The sequence below is a fragment of the Methylomonas sp. BG-2 genome (assembly GCF_057766305.1).
The window spans coordinates 1-16,343 of record NZ_JBYMAP010000089.1; the positions used below are offsets into that span (position 1 = coordinate 1).

Below are 16,343 nucleotides of genomic sequence, written 5' to 3' on the forward strand. Positions count from 1 at the left end.
AAATATCTGCACGTTCAACCGCATTTAAACATGTTTGAATTGGCGCCTCCGTTCGAGCTCCGAATTGTTCCATTCCAAGCACATGAACGTCATACTTTTCAAGTATCTCCCAAACAGATTTCCTATGTTGTTGTAAATCAGTAAACGTCGAAGAGATAAATATGGTTTTTTTCATATCCCTTACCAAAAGCCATAGTAGGTGCTTATATTGCACACCCGTTTATAACGTCAAAAAAGGTGCAATTCACTTTCGCAATTGCACCTCGTATAAACAACCTCAAGCAAATTACTTCTTATCGTCCTTCACTTCCTCGAACTCGGCATCGACCACGTTGTGGTCTTCGGCCTGCTGGCCGCCGGCCGCATGGGCATCGCCGGCGTCGGCGCCGCCTTTTTGCGCGTAAACCCGCTCGGCCAGTTTACCCGAAAGCTCGGTCAGCGCGGCGGTTTTGGCTTCGATAGCGTCCTTATCGTCGCCTTTCAACACGCCCTGCAAGTCGCTGATCGCGGCTTCAATCGCCGATTTTTCGTCGCCGGTGACTTGCTCGCCCAGCTCCTTCAACGATTTTTCGGTGGCGTGGATCATGCCTTCCGCCGCGTTGCGAGCGGAGACCAACTCTTTCAGTTTACGGTCTTCGTCGGCGTGGGCTTCGGCATCCTTGATCATGCGTTCGACCTCGGCATCCGACAAACCGCTGGACGCTTTAATGACGATGGACTGCTTTTTGCCGGTGGCTTTGTCCTTGGCCGACACGTTCAAGATACCATTGGCGTCGATATCGAACGACACTTCGATTTGCGGAATGCCGCGCGGTGCCGGCGGAATGTCCTGTAAATCGAAACGGCCCAACGATTTGTTGCCGGACGCCATTTCCCGCTCGCCCTGTAACACATGCACGGTCACCGCGGTTTGACTGTCTTCGGCGGTCGAGAACACTTGCGAGGCGTTGGTGGGGATCGTGGTGTTTTTCTCGATCAGCTTGGTCATCACGCCGCCCAAGGTCTCAATACCCAGCGACAACGGCGTAACATCCAGCAGTAACACGTCTTTCACGTCGCCGCCCAATACGCCGGCCTGAATCGCCGCGCCCAACGCGACCGCTTCGTCGGGGTTAACGTCCTTACGCGGTTCCTTACCGAACAGTTCCTTGACGAAGGCCTGGACTTTCGGCATCCGGGTTTGGCCACCCACCAAAATCACGTCGTTGATTTTCGAGGCCGACACACCGGCGTCCTTAATCGCTTGCAGGCAAGGGCCCTTGGTGCGTTCGATCAGTTCGTCAACCAGCGATTCGAGTTTGGCGCGGGTCAGTTTGACGTTCAAATGCTTCGGACCCGACGCATCGGCGGTGATGTAAGGCAGATTGATGTCGGTTTGCTCCGCTGAAGACAGCTCGATTTTAGCTTTCTCGGCCGCTTCTTTCAGCCGCTGCAGCGCCAAAGGATCGTTGTGCAAATCAATGCCGGTGTCTTTTTTGAATTCGCCCGCCAGAAAATCGATGATGCGCAGGTCGAAGTCTTCACCACCCAGGAAGGTATCGCCGTTGGTGGCCAAGACCTCGAATTGGTGCTCGCCTTCGATCTCGGCGATTTCGATGATGGAGATATCGAAAGTACCGCCGCCCAAGTCGTAAACCGCGATCGTAGTGTCGCCTTTGGGTTTGTCCATACCAAACGCCAACGCCGCCGCAGTCGGCTCGTTGATGATACGCTTGACATCCAGACCGGCGATACGGCCGGCGTCTTTAGTAGCTTGACGTTGCGAGTCGTTGAAGTAAGCCGGTACCGTGATGACCGCTTCGGTGACTTCTTCACCCAAAAAGGCTTCGGCATCTTTTTTCAGTTTCATCAACACGCGTGATGAGACTTCAGGCGGCGCCATCTTTTTACCGTGGCATTCCACCCAGGCATCGCCGTTGTTGGCTTCCATGATTTTGTAAGGCACCATTTTGATGTCTTTTTGCACCGCGTCTTCTTTAAAGCGGCGGCCGATCAGACGTTTGATCGCAAACAAGGTGTTTTCAGGGTTGGTCACGGCCTGACGTTTGGCGGACTGGCCGACCAACACTTCGTTGTCGCCGGTGAAGGCGATGATGGACGGCGTGGTTCGCGCGCCTTCGCTGTTTTCGATAACCCGAGCGGTGCCGTTTTCCAGGACCGCGACGCAGGAGTTGGTGGTTCCCAGGTCGATTCCGATGATTTTAGCCATTGAGATTCTCCAGACTTGAATGAGGTATAAATTAAAAGTTGTTAGCGATATGCGGTTGATCGATGAAATTTCAAGCCTGTTCGTCAACTTTCGCGCTGTCGGCGGGTTTGTCCTCGGCCTTGGCCACTACCACCATCGCGGGGCGCAGCAAACGGCCGTTCAAGATGTAGCCTTTTTGAAACACGTTCAAAACGGTGTTGGGTTCGGCGCTGGCACTGGGCTGCATCGCCATGGCCTGATGCAGTTCGGGATTGAAAACTTGCCCGGTCGGGTCCAGAACCTCGATATTGAATTTGGCGAACACCGACTCGAATTGCTTGATCGTCAGCAAGCTGCCTTCGCGCAATTTAGCCACTTCCGGACTATCCCCGGTCGCCGCCTGCACGCCAAGCTCGAGACTGTCCAACACGCTGAGCAACTCCTTGGCGAATTTGGCCAAGCCGTATTTGCGCTCGTCGTCCAAATCCTTTTGTACGCGCTTTTTCAGATTTTCCATGTCGGCCTGCACGCGCAAGGCCCTGTCCAAATTGACGGCGGCCTGTTGCTGGGCTTGCTCCAGTTGTTGCCGCAGGCTTTCGATGCTGACTTCGCCGACCTCGGTTGCCTCCGTGACAACTTCTTCGTCGGCCTCCTTGGTCTGCTCCAGCACCTCGGCGATCAATTCGGCGTCGGATTGCTGTTCGTGACTCGATTGCTGATGGCTCATTAGGGACTCCGTGGTTCTTAAAATATTAGGTCGGCCTTACGATAAGGGCGATTATTTGGGATTCAAGGCCGCGCCCAATATTTTTGCCGTCACATCGACGAACGGAATCACTTTTTCATAGGCCATCCGGGTCGGGCCGATCACGCCCAACACGCCGACCACCTCGTCGTTGACCGAGTATGGCGCCGTCACCAAGCTACAATGGTCGAACGCGCGGTATCCGGACTCTTCGCCGATAAAAATCTGCACGCCGTCGGCCAACAGGCATTGATCCAGCAAATGGATCACCCCGCGCTTTTGGCTGAAGGCCTCGAACAATTGCTTCAGGCGATCCATATCGGACAGTTCGGAAAAGCCCATTAGGTTGGTTTCGCCGCTCAGCACGTAATCGTCGTTGGGCTGCTGGGCGAAGGTCAATTGCGCCATATTCACCGCGTCGATCATGCCTTGATTGACCCGCTGTTGATCTTGTTCCATTTCCCGCAACACTTGTTCGCGGATCTTGGCCAGACTGAGACCGGCGTAAACCGAATTCAAATAATTGGCGGCCTGTTGCAGTTCGGCCGGACTGAATTGGCGTTGAGTGTGGATGATTTTGTTATGCACTTCCTCGCCGTCGGTAACGAAAATCACCAGCACGCGTTTGCTGGACATCGGCAGGAATTCGATGTGCCGTAGCGTCACCATCTCGCGGCGCGGCAAGGTGACGACGCCGGCCATATGGGTCATGTCGGACAACAACCTGGAGGCCTTGCTCAGCACGTCGCCGGTTTTGTCCACGTCGGCCAGCAAGCCGCTTTGCAGTTGGTCCAGATCGCTGGAAGCCAAGGGTTTGACCGTCAGCAGGCTATCGACGAACAAACGGTAGCCGGCCACGGTCGGCACCCGGCCCGCCGAGGTATGCGGCGAATGAATCAAACCCATTTCCTCGAGATCGGCCATCACGTTGCGAATGCTGGCCGGACTCAGTTTAAGTAGCGGATCCTTGGACAATACCCGCGAACCGACCGGCTGGCCGTCTTGAATGTAACGCTCAACCAAGGCCTTCAACAAATAAGCCGATCTTTCGTTTAAATCCGGTCCACTAGCCACATTGACACCCTAGAAAATTCGTTAGCACTCCAACCTTACGAGTGCTAGCTAGCAAAACTAACAGTTGCCCGAAGCCTTGTCAATCCGACTGAAATCCGCGCGAACCCAAGTCTGTCGGCGATTTCGGCCGATTTCGACGCGGCCAAATAGCATCGGTTCGGATGTGCTTAAAGACCAAGGGAATGCCTCGCCGACGACACGGTCACTCGCGCGTAACGGATTTCGGGGTGTCAACCAAACCGCGCGGAATCTTACCGATACCGGCGGTTCCAGCCGCAACGGCCGACTAACGCCGCCGCCGCGCGCGAAGCTTCGCTAGTGCCGGCTCGAATTGTTTGTATAATCCCAAGCATTTTTGAATCCCGGCTCAGACATGCCCTCACCCTTCAAACGCATCGGCATCATCGGTAAATTCGGCGATCCGGGGATCGCCGCCACGCTTAGCGAGCTCTACCGCTTTTTGCTGCGGCGCGGCCACTCGGTCGCCGCCGATAGCCGGAGCGCGGAGCTGACGCAAGTCGAAGGCGTCGTCGCCACTCACATCGAGCGCCTGCCGGAATGTTGCGACCTGCTGATCGCGGTCGGCGGCGACGGCACCTTTTTGACCGCTGCCCGCGCGGCGGCCGATTTCGACACCCCGTTGCTCGGCGTCAACCTGGGCCGGCTGGGATTTCTGGCGGATATTTCCCCGGACCAGTTGCTAAGCCGACTGGCGCAAATCCTCGACGGCCGCTTCCAAACCGAACAACGGCACTTGTTGCAGGCTTCGATCATCCGCGACGGCGAACTCATTCATCGCCAGACCGCGGTCAACGAAGTGGTCGTGCACCGCTGGGTCACGCCGAGCATGATCGAAATCGTCACCAGCATCGACGGCGTGTTCCTGAACACTCAGCGTTCCGACGGCCTGATCGTTGCAACGCCGACCGGCTCGACCGCCTATTCGCTGTCGGCCGGCGGACCGATTCTGCATCCGGCCCTGCATGCTCTGGTGCTGGTGCCGCTCAACCCGCACATGCTGTCCAATCGCCCCATCGTCATCGACGATAACGTCACGATCGAGATCCGTTTTAGCCAGCTCAAGCAAATCAACGCGCTGGTCACCTGCGATCACTTGGAAATCCCGGACGTGCGCATTCACGACAAGATCGTCATTCGCAAGGCCGACCAACCGATTCACATCCTGCACCCGGAAGACCACGATTTCTTCCACATTCTGCGAAGCAAACTGAACTGGAGCGGCGGACATACCGCCAAATGACATGCTGTTGAACCTCAATATTCTCGATCTGGCCGTGGTCGACAAACTGGACTTGGACCTGGAACCCGGTATGTCGGTGCTGACCGGCGAAACCGGTGCCGGCAAATCGATACTGTTGACCGCGCTGGGCTTGGCGCTGGGTGACCGCGCCGATTCCGGCTACGTGCGCCCCGGCAGCAAGCGCGCCGAAATCAACATCGAATTCGATCTATCCAAGGCACCGCTGGTGAACCAATGGCTGGCCGACCACGAATTGGACGACGACGGCCAATGCCTGATCCGCCGCACCGTTAGCGAAGACGGCCGCTCCAAGGCCTATATCAACAACCGGCCCGTCAATCTGCAAACACTGCAAACGCTGAGCCGCCAATTGGTCGAAATCCACGGCCAACACGCCCATTTGACGCTGCTTGATGCCGACGAACAGCGCCTGCTGCTGGACGGCTTTGCCGACCACGCCGAATTGCTCAACGACTTGAACGCCTGCCAACAACACTGGCGACTAGCCGATAAAGAACGGCGGCAACTGCAAAAATCCGGAAGCGACCAAGTCGAACGCGAGGAACTGCTGCGCTACCAACTCGAAGAGTTGCAGCAACTGGATCTGGAAAATTTCGATTACCAAGCCCTGGCCGACGAACACCACAAACTGGCCAACCTGGGCAGAATTTTGAGCGTCGGTCAGCAACAACTCGACATTCTCTACGACAACGACCAGCAATCGGTCGCCGACATGCTCGGTCACGTGATCCACGCGGTCGGCGAATTAAGCCAATACGCCGCCGAACTGAACGGCATCGTCGAACTGCTCGGCGATGCCGAAATCCAGATCGGCGAAGCCACCCAACAACTGCGGCGCTTCCTGGAAAATCAGGAAGCCGACCCCGGACAACTGAGCTGGCTGGAAAACCAGATCGGCGTAATCCAACGCCTAAGCCGCAAACACAAGGTAGCAGCCGAGGAACTGCCGGCGTTGGCCGAGCAATTCGCGGTGGAACTGAACAATCTCAGCCATAGCGGCGAGCGCCTTGAAATCCTGCAAGCCGATTGCGAGCGTCTGCTGGCGCAATACCGCGAGTTGGCCGACCGCTTGTCGGCCAGCCGGCGCCGGGCCGGCGACGAGTTGCAGCGCCGCATTTCCGACGCGATCAAGGAATTGGGTCTGCCGCACGGCGAGTTCCTGGTCAAGCTGGACCGGGAAAACAGCGACGAGCCGCAACGCAACGGCCTGGACCGCATCGAGTTTCTGATCAGCACCAATCCCGGCCTGCCCGCCAAACCCTTGGCCAAGGTGGCGTCGGGCGGCGAGTTGTCTAGGATCAGTCTGGCGATTCAAGTGACCACCAGCACCGACAAAACCACGCCAACCATGATCTTCGACGAGGTCGATTCCGGTATCGGCGGCGGCATCGCCGAAATCGTCGGGCAAAAGCTGCGTCGGCTGAGCCTGAACCGGCAAGTGCTGTGCGTAACGCACTTGCCGCAAGTCGCTTCGCAGGCCCATCAGCATTTATTCGTCGCCAAAAACCAAAATGCCGCGGTCACCTCATCGACGGTCCGCAAACTCAGCGAGGACGAACGGGTCACCGAGGTGGCTAGAATGCTAGGCGGCGTCACCATCACCGAGAACACCTTGGCGCATGCCCGAGAAATGCTGAGTCTGGGCGGTGGCGAAGCCTAGCCGGCCAGAATCAGCGCACCGACAAACTCAACACGCCCATCAGCACCAAGGTCGCCCCGCCGACTTGCAATAACGTCATCGGTTCGCCGAGGAACACCGCCGCCATCAGCAGCGTCGACACCGGCCCTATCGTGCCGACCAGCGAGGCGTGGCCGGAACCGATCCGGCGAATCGCCGCCGACAGCATAAACACCGGCAACACCGTCGAGACGATCGCCATCGCCAAACTCAGTTGGTACACCGGCATCGGCAACAGCAAGGCCTGCGGCGGATGCGTCAACACGAACTGCAAGATCGACGCCGCGCACGCCACCAACGTTGCGTAGGCGGTAAAGCGCATCGCGCCCAAGCGGGCAATGGCCTGGCCCGCGCCGAGCAAATACAGCGCATAGCTGACCGTGCCGGCAAACACATAGGCGGCTCCCAACCAAAGCTTGTCGCCGGCTCCATCCCACTCGCCGACGAACACCAGCGCGATTCCGCTATAACTCAACAAGACCGCCGTCAGTTCCCTGAACCCAAACGGCTTTTTCAACCACAGCGCCGACATCGCCAGCACCAAGGTCGGGTACAAAAACAAAATCAACCGCTCCAGACCGGCGGAGATGTATTGCAAACCGGTGAAATCAAGCAGGCTGGACAGGTAATAGCCGAGCAAACCGAGCACGCCGACCACCCAATAATCGCGGCCGGTCAGCGCCGGCTGCGTGGCAGTTCCACGATGGCGAAACGCGACGACCAGGAAAAACGGCACCGAAAACGCCATCCGCAACGCCAATAGCGTCACGGCATCGACGGCTTGCACATAGGCCAGCTTGACCAAAATCGTCTTGGCGGAAAAGCCGATCGCGGCCAATGCCGCCAGGCCGTAACCGAGCAGGGTTTGGGTGGAGGTCGCTTGGGGGGATTTCATGGGGGCTCCGGTGTGGTTGCGAGCCCTAGACAAATGACAAAGCCACCGCGGTCGAGCCCGCGGTGGTTTGAACTGAAATTAGAACAACGCAAACACCACGGCCGTGAGCAAAGCCCATAGCCATGACTTATTTGCAAAAAGTGGCGAAAGAGATCGATTCATGGGGCGACTATAAGCCGGACCGGCCAAAACTGTCAAACCAAAACCCACCTATCAACGGCGGAATTTGCCGACCAACTCGTTCAACTGTACGGCCAGCTGCACCAGCTCGCGGCTGGCATCGCTGGTTTGCGCGGCATCCTGCGAGGTGCGATCGGTCAGGCCGCCGATATTGCCGATGCTTTGGCCGACGTGTTGGGCAACGCGGCTTTGATTGTCGGCCACCAAGGCCATTTGCGAGTTCAACAGCCGAATTTGGGTCACCCGCTCGGCAATCGCGCTCAAGCCTTGATCGGCGCTTTGGACTTGTTCCCGGCGTTGCTCGGCGCTGGTTTTGGCCTTATCCATCACCGTCACCGCCTCCTTGGCCTCGCGTTGCAATTGGTCGATGATTTTCTCGATCTCTTCGGTCGCCTGATGCGAGCGGGTCGCCAGTGTCCGTACCTCGTCGGCCACCACCGCGAAACCGCGGCCTTGTTCACCGGCCCTGGCCGCCTCGATCGCGGCGTTCAAGGCCAGCAAATTGGTCTGTTCGGCCAAACCCTTGATCACGTCCAACACCGCGCCGACGCCGTTGCTTTTTTGATCGAGGCGTTTGATGACTTCCGAGGCCCGCTCGATTTCGCTGACCAGCACATAGATGCCGTCGATGGCATTTTTGGTGGTTTCCGCGCCCTGGGCGGCTTGCTGGTCGGCCTCGACCGACGCTTGCGCGGCACCATCGGCGCCCATGCGGACATCGCGCACCGAATCCTCCAACTCGCGGATCGCCTCGATGACGGTTTCAGTTTCCCGTTGCTGTTGAGTCGCGGCTTGCGATGTTTGCCGCGATACGGTGGCGATGCGGTCGGTGGCGTCGGTCAACAAACGACTGACATCGGACACTCGGTTCAAACTGGCGGCGAAATTGGCCAGCATTGAATTAAACGAGGTGCTGACCTGGCCGATTTCATCGCCGCTGTTGACCGGCAAGCGCGCGGTCAAATCCGAATGGCGGGCGATGGTATCGACAGTGTCGCGCATCGTCACCAACGGATTGACGACAATACGCCGCATCAGAATATTGACCAGCAACAAGCCGGCGGCAAACATCGCCAGCGAAATCGCCGAGCCGGCAATCAAATCCTGATTGATCTGGTCGTCCAGGCTCGCCAGCGAATACGACACCCGCACCGCGCCCAACACTTCGCCTTCCTTGACCGGATGGCAGGTCAGGCAATTGGTGCCGCGAAAATTGCTGCTGGCCAGTATCGGCTCGACCACGGTCACCCAACGTCCGTTGGCATCGTCGCCGTGGCGGATCAACGCTTCGCCGCTCAGCCCGCGCCGGTCCAGTTCATCAATCGCGGCCTGTTCGGGCTTGCCCTTGCCGTGCAGCTCGACGATGCCGTTGCCGCGAATCAGCCGCACCTCGCTGACGCCGGGATGCGACATGGCCTTTTCCCGCAGCACTTCGACCTGCGACATCGCCCCGGTCAGCATCAAGGTGTTGATGCCGTCGAAATAGCCGGCGGCAATATTTTTGGCTTTGTCGGTCGCCAGCGCCCGCACCATGTCTTTCTGGCGGCCGGCCATGAATACGTTGCTGACCAACATCAGCACGATGAACACGCTGGCGATACTGAGCAGAATTTTGGCTTGGATGGTAGATTGACTGTTCATAATTCTGGGCTGCTTAACATTCCGTGGGAATTTATCACGAGTCATCGGCACCGCGCGGAGAAACCTGAACGACCAATCCGAAAAATTGCGTTCCCGGTCATTGTTTCCCGCCGCGCTCCGCCGGTCTCCGCGATCAGGTCGCAACGGCCACCCCACGGCCGCCCGGTCGTTTTTCGTAAATATGCTAAGGTTGCGAAACTGCGCGAAGCCGGACCTGCCGGCCACTGCCGCCGCTTGCTCTAACTATAGACCGGGAGTTCCGCCTTGGACGATATTTTCGAACTGCTCGCCGTGGTCGCGCTCGTCGTGCCGATCGTCGTGATCGTGATGTTGCTGGTACTGCTCAAGCGACAGAGCGAACTCAACCGGGAATTCAAGGACGCGCTCACCGGCCTGCACGCCGCCTTGCGCGAAGACCGCAAACTGCTGCTGACCTTGACCGAACGCATGAATACCGAGCGCCCGCCCGCCGCGCCGGCCCAATTCGAGGTGCAAACGCCGGCGCGAGAGCAAGTCTTGTTCGAGCCCGATTCCATTCAAACGGCGGCAGCGGAACCAGACCCATCGGCAGCCGCCGATGCCGAACCGTCGCTAGAAATTCCCGCCCCCAACGACGCCTGGCAAACCGCCGGCTGGCAAGTCGCCGAACCGAGCCGCTTCGAATTGGCGGCTCGGCAGGCGCTGCGCCAAATCTGGAACTGGATCGTGGTCGGCGAAGGCCACCGTCCGGAAGGGGTATCGATCGAATACGCGGTCGCCAGCAACTGGCTATTGCGGGTCGGCGTCCTGATTCTGGTCACCGGCATCGGCTTTTTCCTGAAATATTCGATCGATAACGGCCTGCTCGGCGAACAAGCGCGGGTCGCGCTCAGCGTGCTGACCGGGCTGGCGATGATCGGCGGCGGCGTGCGCCTGGTCGGCGGCCAGTACCATTTGTTCAGCCAGGGCTTGTTGGGCGGCGGCATCGCGGTGCTGTATTTCAGCGCGTTCGCCGCCTACGCCTTCTACCATTTGCTGGACGCCTATCCGGCCTTCGGTTTGATGCTGACGGTCACCGCCGCGGCGGCCGCGTTGGCGATCCGGCTGGACGCGATGTTGGTGGCGATCTTTGCGATCATCGGCGGCTATTGCACGCCGATTCTGCTCTCAACCGGTCAGGTGAATTTCGTCGGCTTGTTCAGCTACCTGTTGTTGTTGGGCGGCGGCATCCTGGCGGTGAATTGGTACAAGCAATGGCACGTCCTGAATTTTCTCGGCTTCGCCTTCAACTACCTGTTGTTTTTCGGCGCGATGCAGCGCTACGAGTCCGGCTATTTCTGGCAAGTACTGCCGTTTTTGACGGGCTTTTTCGTGCTGTATTCGACGACGGTGTTTTTGTTTTGCCTAGTCAATCGGCAGCGCTCGACATTGCTTGACTTGATCGCGCTGGCGGTCAACGCGGCGATCTATTTCGGCACCGCCTACGAATTGATCGCGGCCGACTACGGGCAAATCTGGACCGCGTTGCTGTGCATCGCGCTGTCGGCATTCTACGTCGGCCACGTGCATTACTGTCTGGCTCGCCGCGTCGAGGACCGGGAGCTGGTGGTCGGCTTTATCGGGCTGGCGGCCTTCTTTCTGAGCGTGGCAGTGCCGCTGCTGCTATCCAAGCAATGGATCACGGTCAGTTGGTCGCTACAAGCCCTGGTGATGATCTGGATGGCCGGCAAAGTGCGTAGCGCGTTTTTACGCCAAACCGCTTACCTGTTGTATTTGCTGGTGGTGGTCCGATACGCTTTCATCGATTTGCCCGGCCAATACGCGGCGGCGGCAAATTGGGACGCCGCACCGGGCGAATTCTGGTTCGGACTGCTCGAACGCCTGATCAGCTTCGGCATCCCGATACTGTCGATGGCGTTCGCCTATACGCTGATCGAAAAACCGGCGCCGGCGGCGGATTTGGCCTGCACTCCAGCCCAGGACGTGCCGGTCTGGCTGAAGGACGGCGGCGTCTTGGCCGTCACGGCTCTGATCGTCGTCGCCCTGGTGTTCGTGACGCTACAATTGGAACTGTACCGCAGCCTCGCCTACTTGTATCCGCCACTGCAAGCACCGGCGCTGACGCTGGTCTGGCTGGGCTTGGGCGCGCTGCTGCTGCACCGCTACATGACCGGTTCCGGTCAGCTCATGTTAACCGGCCTGCGTTGGCTGCTGATCGGGCTGGCGATCAAGCTGGCGTTTTTCGATTTGCCGTCCTGGGGTCTGACGCTGGGTCACGCCGCGATCGGCGACAGTCTGCTGACCTTGCACTACGGCGACGCTTACCGTTTCGAAACGGCGCTGATGCGGCTGCTGGATTTCGGCGCGATTATCCTGTTTCTGGCCTTGGCCTTCCGCCGGCTGGAAGGCGACGAAGGCCGCGCCGCCGACGTGCGCCGCTGGCTGGGCACAGCGGCGCTGGTGATGTTGTTCGCGTTTCTCAGCCTGGAAACCAACTCGCTGTTGCTGCACTATTTGCCCGGCTTGCGCTCCGGCGGCGTGACGATACTGTGGTCGCTGTTCGCGCTGACATCGGTTTACCAGGGCATCCGCCGCGAGGTCGCCGCGTTGCGCTTGGTCGGTTTGGTGTTGTTCGCGATCGTGGCCTGGAAGGTGTTCTTCGTCGATTTGGCCCGCTTGGAGCAAATTTACCGGATCGTCGCCTTCATCGTGTTGGGCATGCTGGTGCTGGGCGGCGCGTTTTTCTACATGCGTTATCGGCAAAACTTTGCCGGTAACGCCGACACCGAGAGCGAACGATGAATCCCCGCAACATCTTGATAGTCTGTTGGCTGACGCTGTCCGCTCCGGTCGGCGCGGCCGGTTTCAGTCGCCCGGTTCAGCAAGCGGCCGGTAGCGGTCAGGCGCTGCTGGCGATCGAGTTGGACCCGCACATTTATTCGGCCAGCGCCGCCGGCTTCAGCGATTTGCGTCTGCTTGACGGCCAAGGCGTCGAAACGCCGTTTCTGTTGCGTCCGGCCGCCGAGCGGACAACCGTTCGTAGCCGCCACCCCAGCCCCGGCCAAATTACCGCGCTTCACACCGGCGGCGACGGTCTGAGCTTCAGCGCGCATCTGGCCGACAACGCCGAACCCGCCGACGGTTTGACGCTGGTCACCGCCCAACGCGATTTCGAATACGAACTGACGGTGCAAGGTTCGAGCGACGGCGAGCACTGGCGGACGCTGGCCGAGCGCGCGCCGATCTACGATTACTCGCGGCATCTGGCCATCGCCAATCTGGACGTGGCGTTGCCGGCCAACCGCGATCGCTATTTCAAAATCCTGATTGGCAAAGCTAGCCAAACCCGGGTCGCCGAAGTCACCGGGCTAACCCGGCGCCTGCAAGGCGGCGACGAATTGGAACGCAGCGAGACCCAAACCCTGTATCGGGAGCCGCTGCATATCGAGCGGATCGAATTCTGGCATTTGCGCTCGGAAAGCCGCGCCGAGGCCGAAACCGTCGTCGACTATCCATTGCCCGGCTTTCGCGTCCACGAAGACCCCGAGCAGCGCGCCACGCTGATCGACATCGACAGCCACCAACTGCCGTTGACCGGACTGCGGGTGGACGTCGCCACGTCGAGCTTTCAACGCGATGTCGAGCTGCAAACGCCGCGAGCCGGCGGCGGCGACTCGGCCTGGCAAACCTTGAGCGCCGGGCAATTGCGGGCCTTGCGGTTCGGCGACATCCAGCAAACCGAAAACCGGATCGATTTTCCGGAACATCGCGGCGAGCGGTTTCGGCTGGTCATCCACAATCAGGACAATCCGCCGTTGCAAATCGCCGGGCTGACCGGACTGGGCAAGAATTATCGCTTGTGGTTTATCGCAGCCCCCGATACCGCGTACCGCTTGAGTTACGGAACCGCCGGCCTCGCGCCGGCCCGTTACGACACCGCCGCGATCGGCGAGTTGCTCCGGCAAGGTATCGTGCCGACCCCGGCCGGCTTGGGCGCGGCGGTCGCCACCGGCCAACAAGGCACCGACAACACCGTCAGAGACTTTCTCAACAGCCGGGGATTTTTACTGGGCGTGATTGCGCTGGTGGCGCCGGTATTGGCCTGGAGCCTTTACCGGGCGGGAAAACGGCTGGGTCATTTGCCGAAATAAGCCGTCAGCGGGCTTCTCGTTCGGCCCGCCAGGTAAAGTAACGCGGCCGCCAGCGCCGCGCCCAGCGTGTCGGCCAGCCAATCGCCGACGCCCGGCTCGCGTCCCGGCACGAAGGACTGGTGCCATTCGTCGCTAATCCCGTACAAGCTGCAATAGGCGACACTGACCAAGGCTAGCAAGCGGCGATCGGCCAGCAAATGCCGAAACGCCCGCCAACTAAACACCTCCATCGCGAAATAGGCTAGCGCGTGCTGGACCTTGTCCTGAAACTCGAAGAGCATCGCCACCGGCAAGCTCTGTTGCGCCGACAACCAGAAAATCAAGCCGCAAAACGCCGCCAGCGCGGTCCAGTCTCGGAATACTCTCATTTTTTCCATCCATCTATCGTTGTTTAACCAGGGTTCGATGTCGGCTAAGCCTACCCGCCGCCTTCGAGCAATTGCTTGGCCAACTGGTTGCCGGCCTCGACCAGCGGATGGATCACAAAATCGGCGCCCAGGGTCTGCAAATGCTCGGCTTCCTCGGCATGGTAGCAAATCGCGCCGATCTGGCCTTGATAGCCGCGCCGGCGCAATTGCTCGATCGCGGCGCAGCGCACCTCGTAGGCCGGTACCGTCAGTAAAATCCCCTTAACCCTTTCCAGCGGCAAGCCGCTCCATAATTCGTTGTCCTCGGCATCGCCGTAGACCACGCGCCGCCCCCTGCCCAGCAAGGTCTCCAGCACGGTCGGGTCGGCGTCCAGGCCCACCACCCGCTGCTCGCGCTCGCACAAGGCCCGATAGGCGGCGACGCCGGTGCGGCCCATGCCGACCACCAGCCATTCGGCGGCGCCGAAGGATTCGGGCAGGCGGTCGGGATTGCCGGATTGTTTTTCAAAACGCACCAGCCAGGACTCGGCCCAGCCGAACAAGCGGTGCGAGTAGCGGTTCAGCGGTGCCGCCACCGCCAACGAACCGGCCACCGCCAGACTGATAATCGCCTTCCAATCCTCGGTCAACAAACCGGCGTTGACCACCGCCCCGGTCGTGATCAAGGCAAACTCGCTGTAGGTCATCAAGGCCAATGACGACACGAACGCGGTGCGCGCCCGCAAGCCGGCGAACAAAAACAAGGCGAAAAATAACACGCCCTGCAGCGGCAACAGGCCCAACAGGCTCAACGCCAACAGTATCTGATCGCGGTTCGGCAGCTCGGCCAGACCGATTTGCAGAAAGAAGGCCACCAGAAACAATTCCTTCAGGCTCCACAGCCGGTCGGTCAATTCGTCGATCTTGGGATGAGTCGCCAGCATCACGCCGGTCAACAGCGCGCCGATGTCGGCGGAAATGCCGACTCGCTCGGCCGCGACGCCGCCGGCCAGCGCCAAGGAAACGCCCAGCAGCATTTTGAGTTCGGACGCCCGACTGGCCGACAAAATCCGGTGCGCCAGCGGCCGCAACAACGGTAGCGCGAACAGGACCGCGGCCCAAGGCTCGGGCTGTTTGCCGTCCGCCACCGCCAACAGCACGATTGCGACAATGTCCTGCAAAATCAAAATACTCAGCACGTCGCGGCCGTGCAGCGTCGACAATTCGCCGTTGTCCTCCAACACCTTGATCGCCAGCACGGTACTGGAAAACGCCAAACTGACCCCCAACACCAGCCCGCCGGTCATCTGTTGTTCCAGCCAGAAAAATACCAGCGCGGAGGTCACCGCCGTCAGTAACAAGTGCAAACCGCCGACGCTCAAGACCTCGCGGCGAATCAACGATGAAGGTTTCAGCTTCAAACCGACCGAAAACAGCAAGAGTTCGATGCCGATTTCCGCCAGATGGCCAAGATTCGGCAACGGCGCGATTTGCAAACCATGCAAACCATAGCCGGCGGCCAAATAGCCGACCAAGGGTGGAAACGATAAGCGGCTGGCGATCAAGCCGGCCAAATACGCCGCGGCAATCCAGATTAGTTCGGTCATAAATCAATCATGCTGAGTCAAAACGGCCAGCCATGCCGGCCGGTCCCAATCATCGGGCAAGGCGCAAGCCAACCTGATCCGGCCGGCCGCGCGCCGGAACCAACCAAACCATGCCAGACCAACCGGAACGGCGGCTATTCCAGCGCGATACTGCCCTCTATCGTGTGGCGTATGCCCAGAGCCGGCGCCTCCAAGGTCATCGCCACCGCCAGGGTCTCGGAGCCCTCGAGTATGCCGGCCTCGACCGCTTTCAGCACGGCGTGTTCCAATTCGCGCTGCGAGGCAATCCCGACGGTTTTCAGGAACTTACGAACTTCCAAATTCAAGGTATCTTCGTTCATGATCATCCCCCAAGTAGCGGTGGTCGAAACGCTGGCGACGGCAATACGCTCGAAACGCCCGCGCGTTAACGGTCAGATTATCATGGAATGACGCTTTCTCGGTCCCGCAAGGTAACCAGGCCTTATAAGCCGATGGATGCAAAGCCGATGCACAACGGATTGTTGGCGAGAAATCGCGGCAAGGAGGGAGGCGACGATTGGAAACGGGCTTGGCGGAAATGTCGGGGCAAAACCC

13 protein-coding genes are annotated in these 16,343 nt (G+C 59.4%); 4 read left to right on the forward strand and 9 right to left on the reverse strand.

Annotated elements, in window-relative coordinates; translation table 11 throughout:
* The 4 genes from AC3B8H_RS10320 to hrcA form a co-directional block, all read right to left on the reverse strand.
* A partial coding sequence (locus tag AC3B8H_RS10320; RefSeq protein ID WP_488441510.1) for a DUF4062 domain-containing protein occupies positions 1 to 175 on the reverse strand: 175 nt, incomplete at its 3' end.
* Between the two features lie 111 nt (positions 176 to 286).
* Entirely contained in the window at positions 287 to 2,209 is a 1,923-nt protein-coding gene (gene dnaK / locus AC3B8H_RS10325; protein WP_488441499.1) for a molecular chaperone DnaK, read from the reverse strand.
* A 70-nt stretch (positions 2,210 to 2,279) separates the two neighbouring features.
* Positions 2,280 to 2,915, reverse strand: coding sequence for a nucleotide exchange factor GrpE (gene grpE, locus AC3B8H_RS10330; RefSeq protein WP_488441500.1), 636 nt, complete (start codon positions 2,913 to 2,915; stop codon positions 2,280 to 2,282).
* Positions 2,916 to 2,966: 51 nt separating this feature from the next.
* On the reverse strand, positions 2,967 to 4,007 hold the full coding sequence (gene hrcA, locus AC3B8H_RS10335; RefSeq protein ID WP_488441501.1) for a heat-inducible transcriptional repressor HrcA: 1,041 nt from the start codon (positions 4,005 to 4,007) through the stop codon (positions 2,967 to 2,969).
* A 373-nt stretch (positions 4,008 to 4,380) separates the two neighbouring features.
* Here hrcA and AC3B8H_RS10340 point away from each other — a divergent pair, with 373 nt between their 5' ends.
* Both AC3B8H_RS10340 and recN read left to right on the forward strand, forming a co-directional pair.
* Entirely contained in the window at positions 4,381 to 5,268 is an 888-nt protein-coding gene (locus tag AC3B8H_RS10340; protein ID WP_488441502.1) for an NAD(+) kinase, read from the forward strand.
* Between the two features lies 1 nt (position 5,269).
* Positions 5,270 to 6,949: a DNA repair protein RecN gene (gene recN / locus AC3B8H_RS10345; protein ID WP_488441503.1), complete on the forward strand. Its 1,680-nt coding sequence runs from the start codon at positions 5,270 to 5,272 to the stop codon at positions 6,947 to 6,949.
* A 10-nt stretch (positions 6,950 to 6,959) separates the two neighbouring features.
* On the opposite strand, the gene AC3B8H_RS10350 is transcribed toward recN, so the two are convergent.
* Positions 6,960 to 7,862 carry a DMT family transporter gene (locus tag AC3B8H_RS10350; RefSeq protein WP_488441504.1) on the reverse strand — a complete coding sequence of 301 codons (903 nt, stop codon included), beginning with the start codon at positions 7,860 to 7,862 and terminating at the stop codon, positions 6,960 to 6,962.
* Positions 7,863 to 8,075: 213 nt separating this feature from the next.
* A complete protein-coding gene (locus tag AC3B8H_RS10355) occupies positions 8,076 to 9,683 on the reverse strand; it encodes a methyl-accepting chemotaxis protein (protein ID WP_488441505.1) in 1,608 nt (535 codons plus the stop codon).
* A 264-nt stretch (positions 9,684 to 9,947) separates the two neighbouring features.
* Here AC3B8H_RS10355 and AC3B8H_RS10360 point away from each other — a divergent pair, with 264 nt between their 5' ends.
* Entirely contained in the window at positions 9,948 to 12,464 is a 2,517-nt protein-coding gene (locus tag AC3B8H_RS10360) for a DUF2339 domain-containing protein (protein WP_488441506.1), read from the forward strand.
* Positions 12,461 to 13,813, forward strand: coding sequence for a DUF3999 family protein (locus tag AC3B8H_RS10365; RefSeq protein ID WP_488441507.1), 1,353 nt, complete (start codon positions 12,461 to 12,463; stop codon positions 13,811 to 13,813). The genes AC3B8H_RS10360 and AC3B8H_RS10365 overlap by 4 nt, the downstream gene beginning before the upstream one ends.
* Here the strand turns inward: AC3B8H_RS10365 and AC3B8H_RS10370 are convergent.
* The 3 genes from AC3B8H_RS10370 to AC3B8H_RS10380 all read right to left on the reverse strand — a co-directional run bounded on the left by AC3B8H_RS10370 (position 13,798) and on the right by AC3B8H_RS10380 (position 16,108).
* Positions 13,798 to 14,190, reverse strand: a complete 393-nt coding sequence (locus AC3B8H_RS10370; protein WP_488441508.1) for a VanZ family protein — start codon at positions 14,188 to 14,190, stop codon at positions 13,798 to 13,800. The genes AC3B8H_RS10365 and AC3B8H_RS10370 overlap by 16 nt on opposite strands.
* A gap of 41 nt (positions 14,191 to 14,231) precedes the next feature.
* Positions 14,232 to 15,767: a cation:proton antiporter domain-containing protein gene (locus AC3B8H_RS10375; protein WP_488441509.1), complete on the reverse strand. Its 1,536-nt coding sequence runs from the start codon at positions 15,765 to 15,767 to the stop codon at positions 14,232 to 14,234.
* Between the two features lie 134 nt (positions 15,768 to 15,901).
* Complete coding sequence (locus AC3B8H_RS10380) at positions 15,902 to 16,108, reverse strand: DUF6494 family protein (RefSeq protein WP_064024387.1); 207 nt, start codon at positions 16,106 to 16,108, stop codon at positions 15,902 to 15,904.
* Between the last annotated feature and the right edge of the window lie 235 nt (positions 16,109 to 16,343).

Coding starts and splice junctions, on each gene's coding strand:
- AC3B8H_RS10340 (WP_488441502.1), top strand. CDS start 4,381: ATGCCCTCACCCTTCAAACGCATCGGCATCATCGGTAAATTCGGCGAT.
- dnaK (WP_488441499.1), bottom strand. CDS start 2,209: ATGGCTAAAATCATCGGAATCGACCTGGGAACCACCAACTCCTGCGTC.
- AC3B8H_RS10350 (WP_488441504.1), bottom strand. CDS start 7,862: ATGAAATCCCCCCAAGCGACCTCCACCCAAACCCTGCTCGGTTACGGC.
- grpE (WP_488441500.1), bottom strand. CDS start 2,915: ATGAGCCATCAGCAATCGAGTCACGAACAGCAATCCGACGCCGAATTG.
- recN (WP_488441503.1), top strand. CDS start 5,270: ATGCTGTTGAACCTCAATATTCTCGATCTGGCCGTGGTCGACAAACTG.
- AC3B8H_RS10380 (WP_064024387.1), bottom strand. CDS start 16,108: ATGAACGAAGATACCTTGAATTTGGAAGTTCGTAAGTTCCTGAAAACC.
- AC3B8H_RS10365 (WP_488441507.1), top strand. CDS start 12,461: ATGAATCCCCGCAACATCTTGATAGTCTGTTGGCTGACGCTGTCCGCT.
- AC3B8H_RS10355 (WP_488441505.1), bottom strand. CDS start 9,683: ATGAACAGTCAATCTACCATCCAAGCCAAAATTCTGCTCAGTATCGCC.
- AC3B8H_RS10370 (WP_488441508.1), bottom strand. CDS start 14,190: ATGGAAAAAATGAGAGTATTCCGAGACTGGACCGCGCTGGCGGCGTTT.
- AC3B8H_RS10375 (WP_488441509.1), bottom strand. CDS start 15,767: ATGACCGAACTAATCTGGATTGCCGCGGCGTATTTGGCCGGCTTGATC.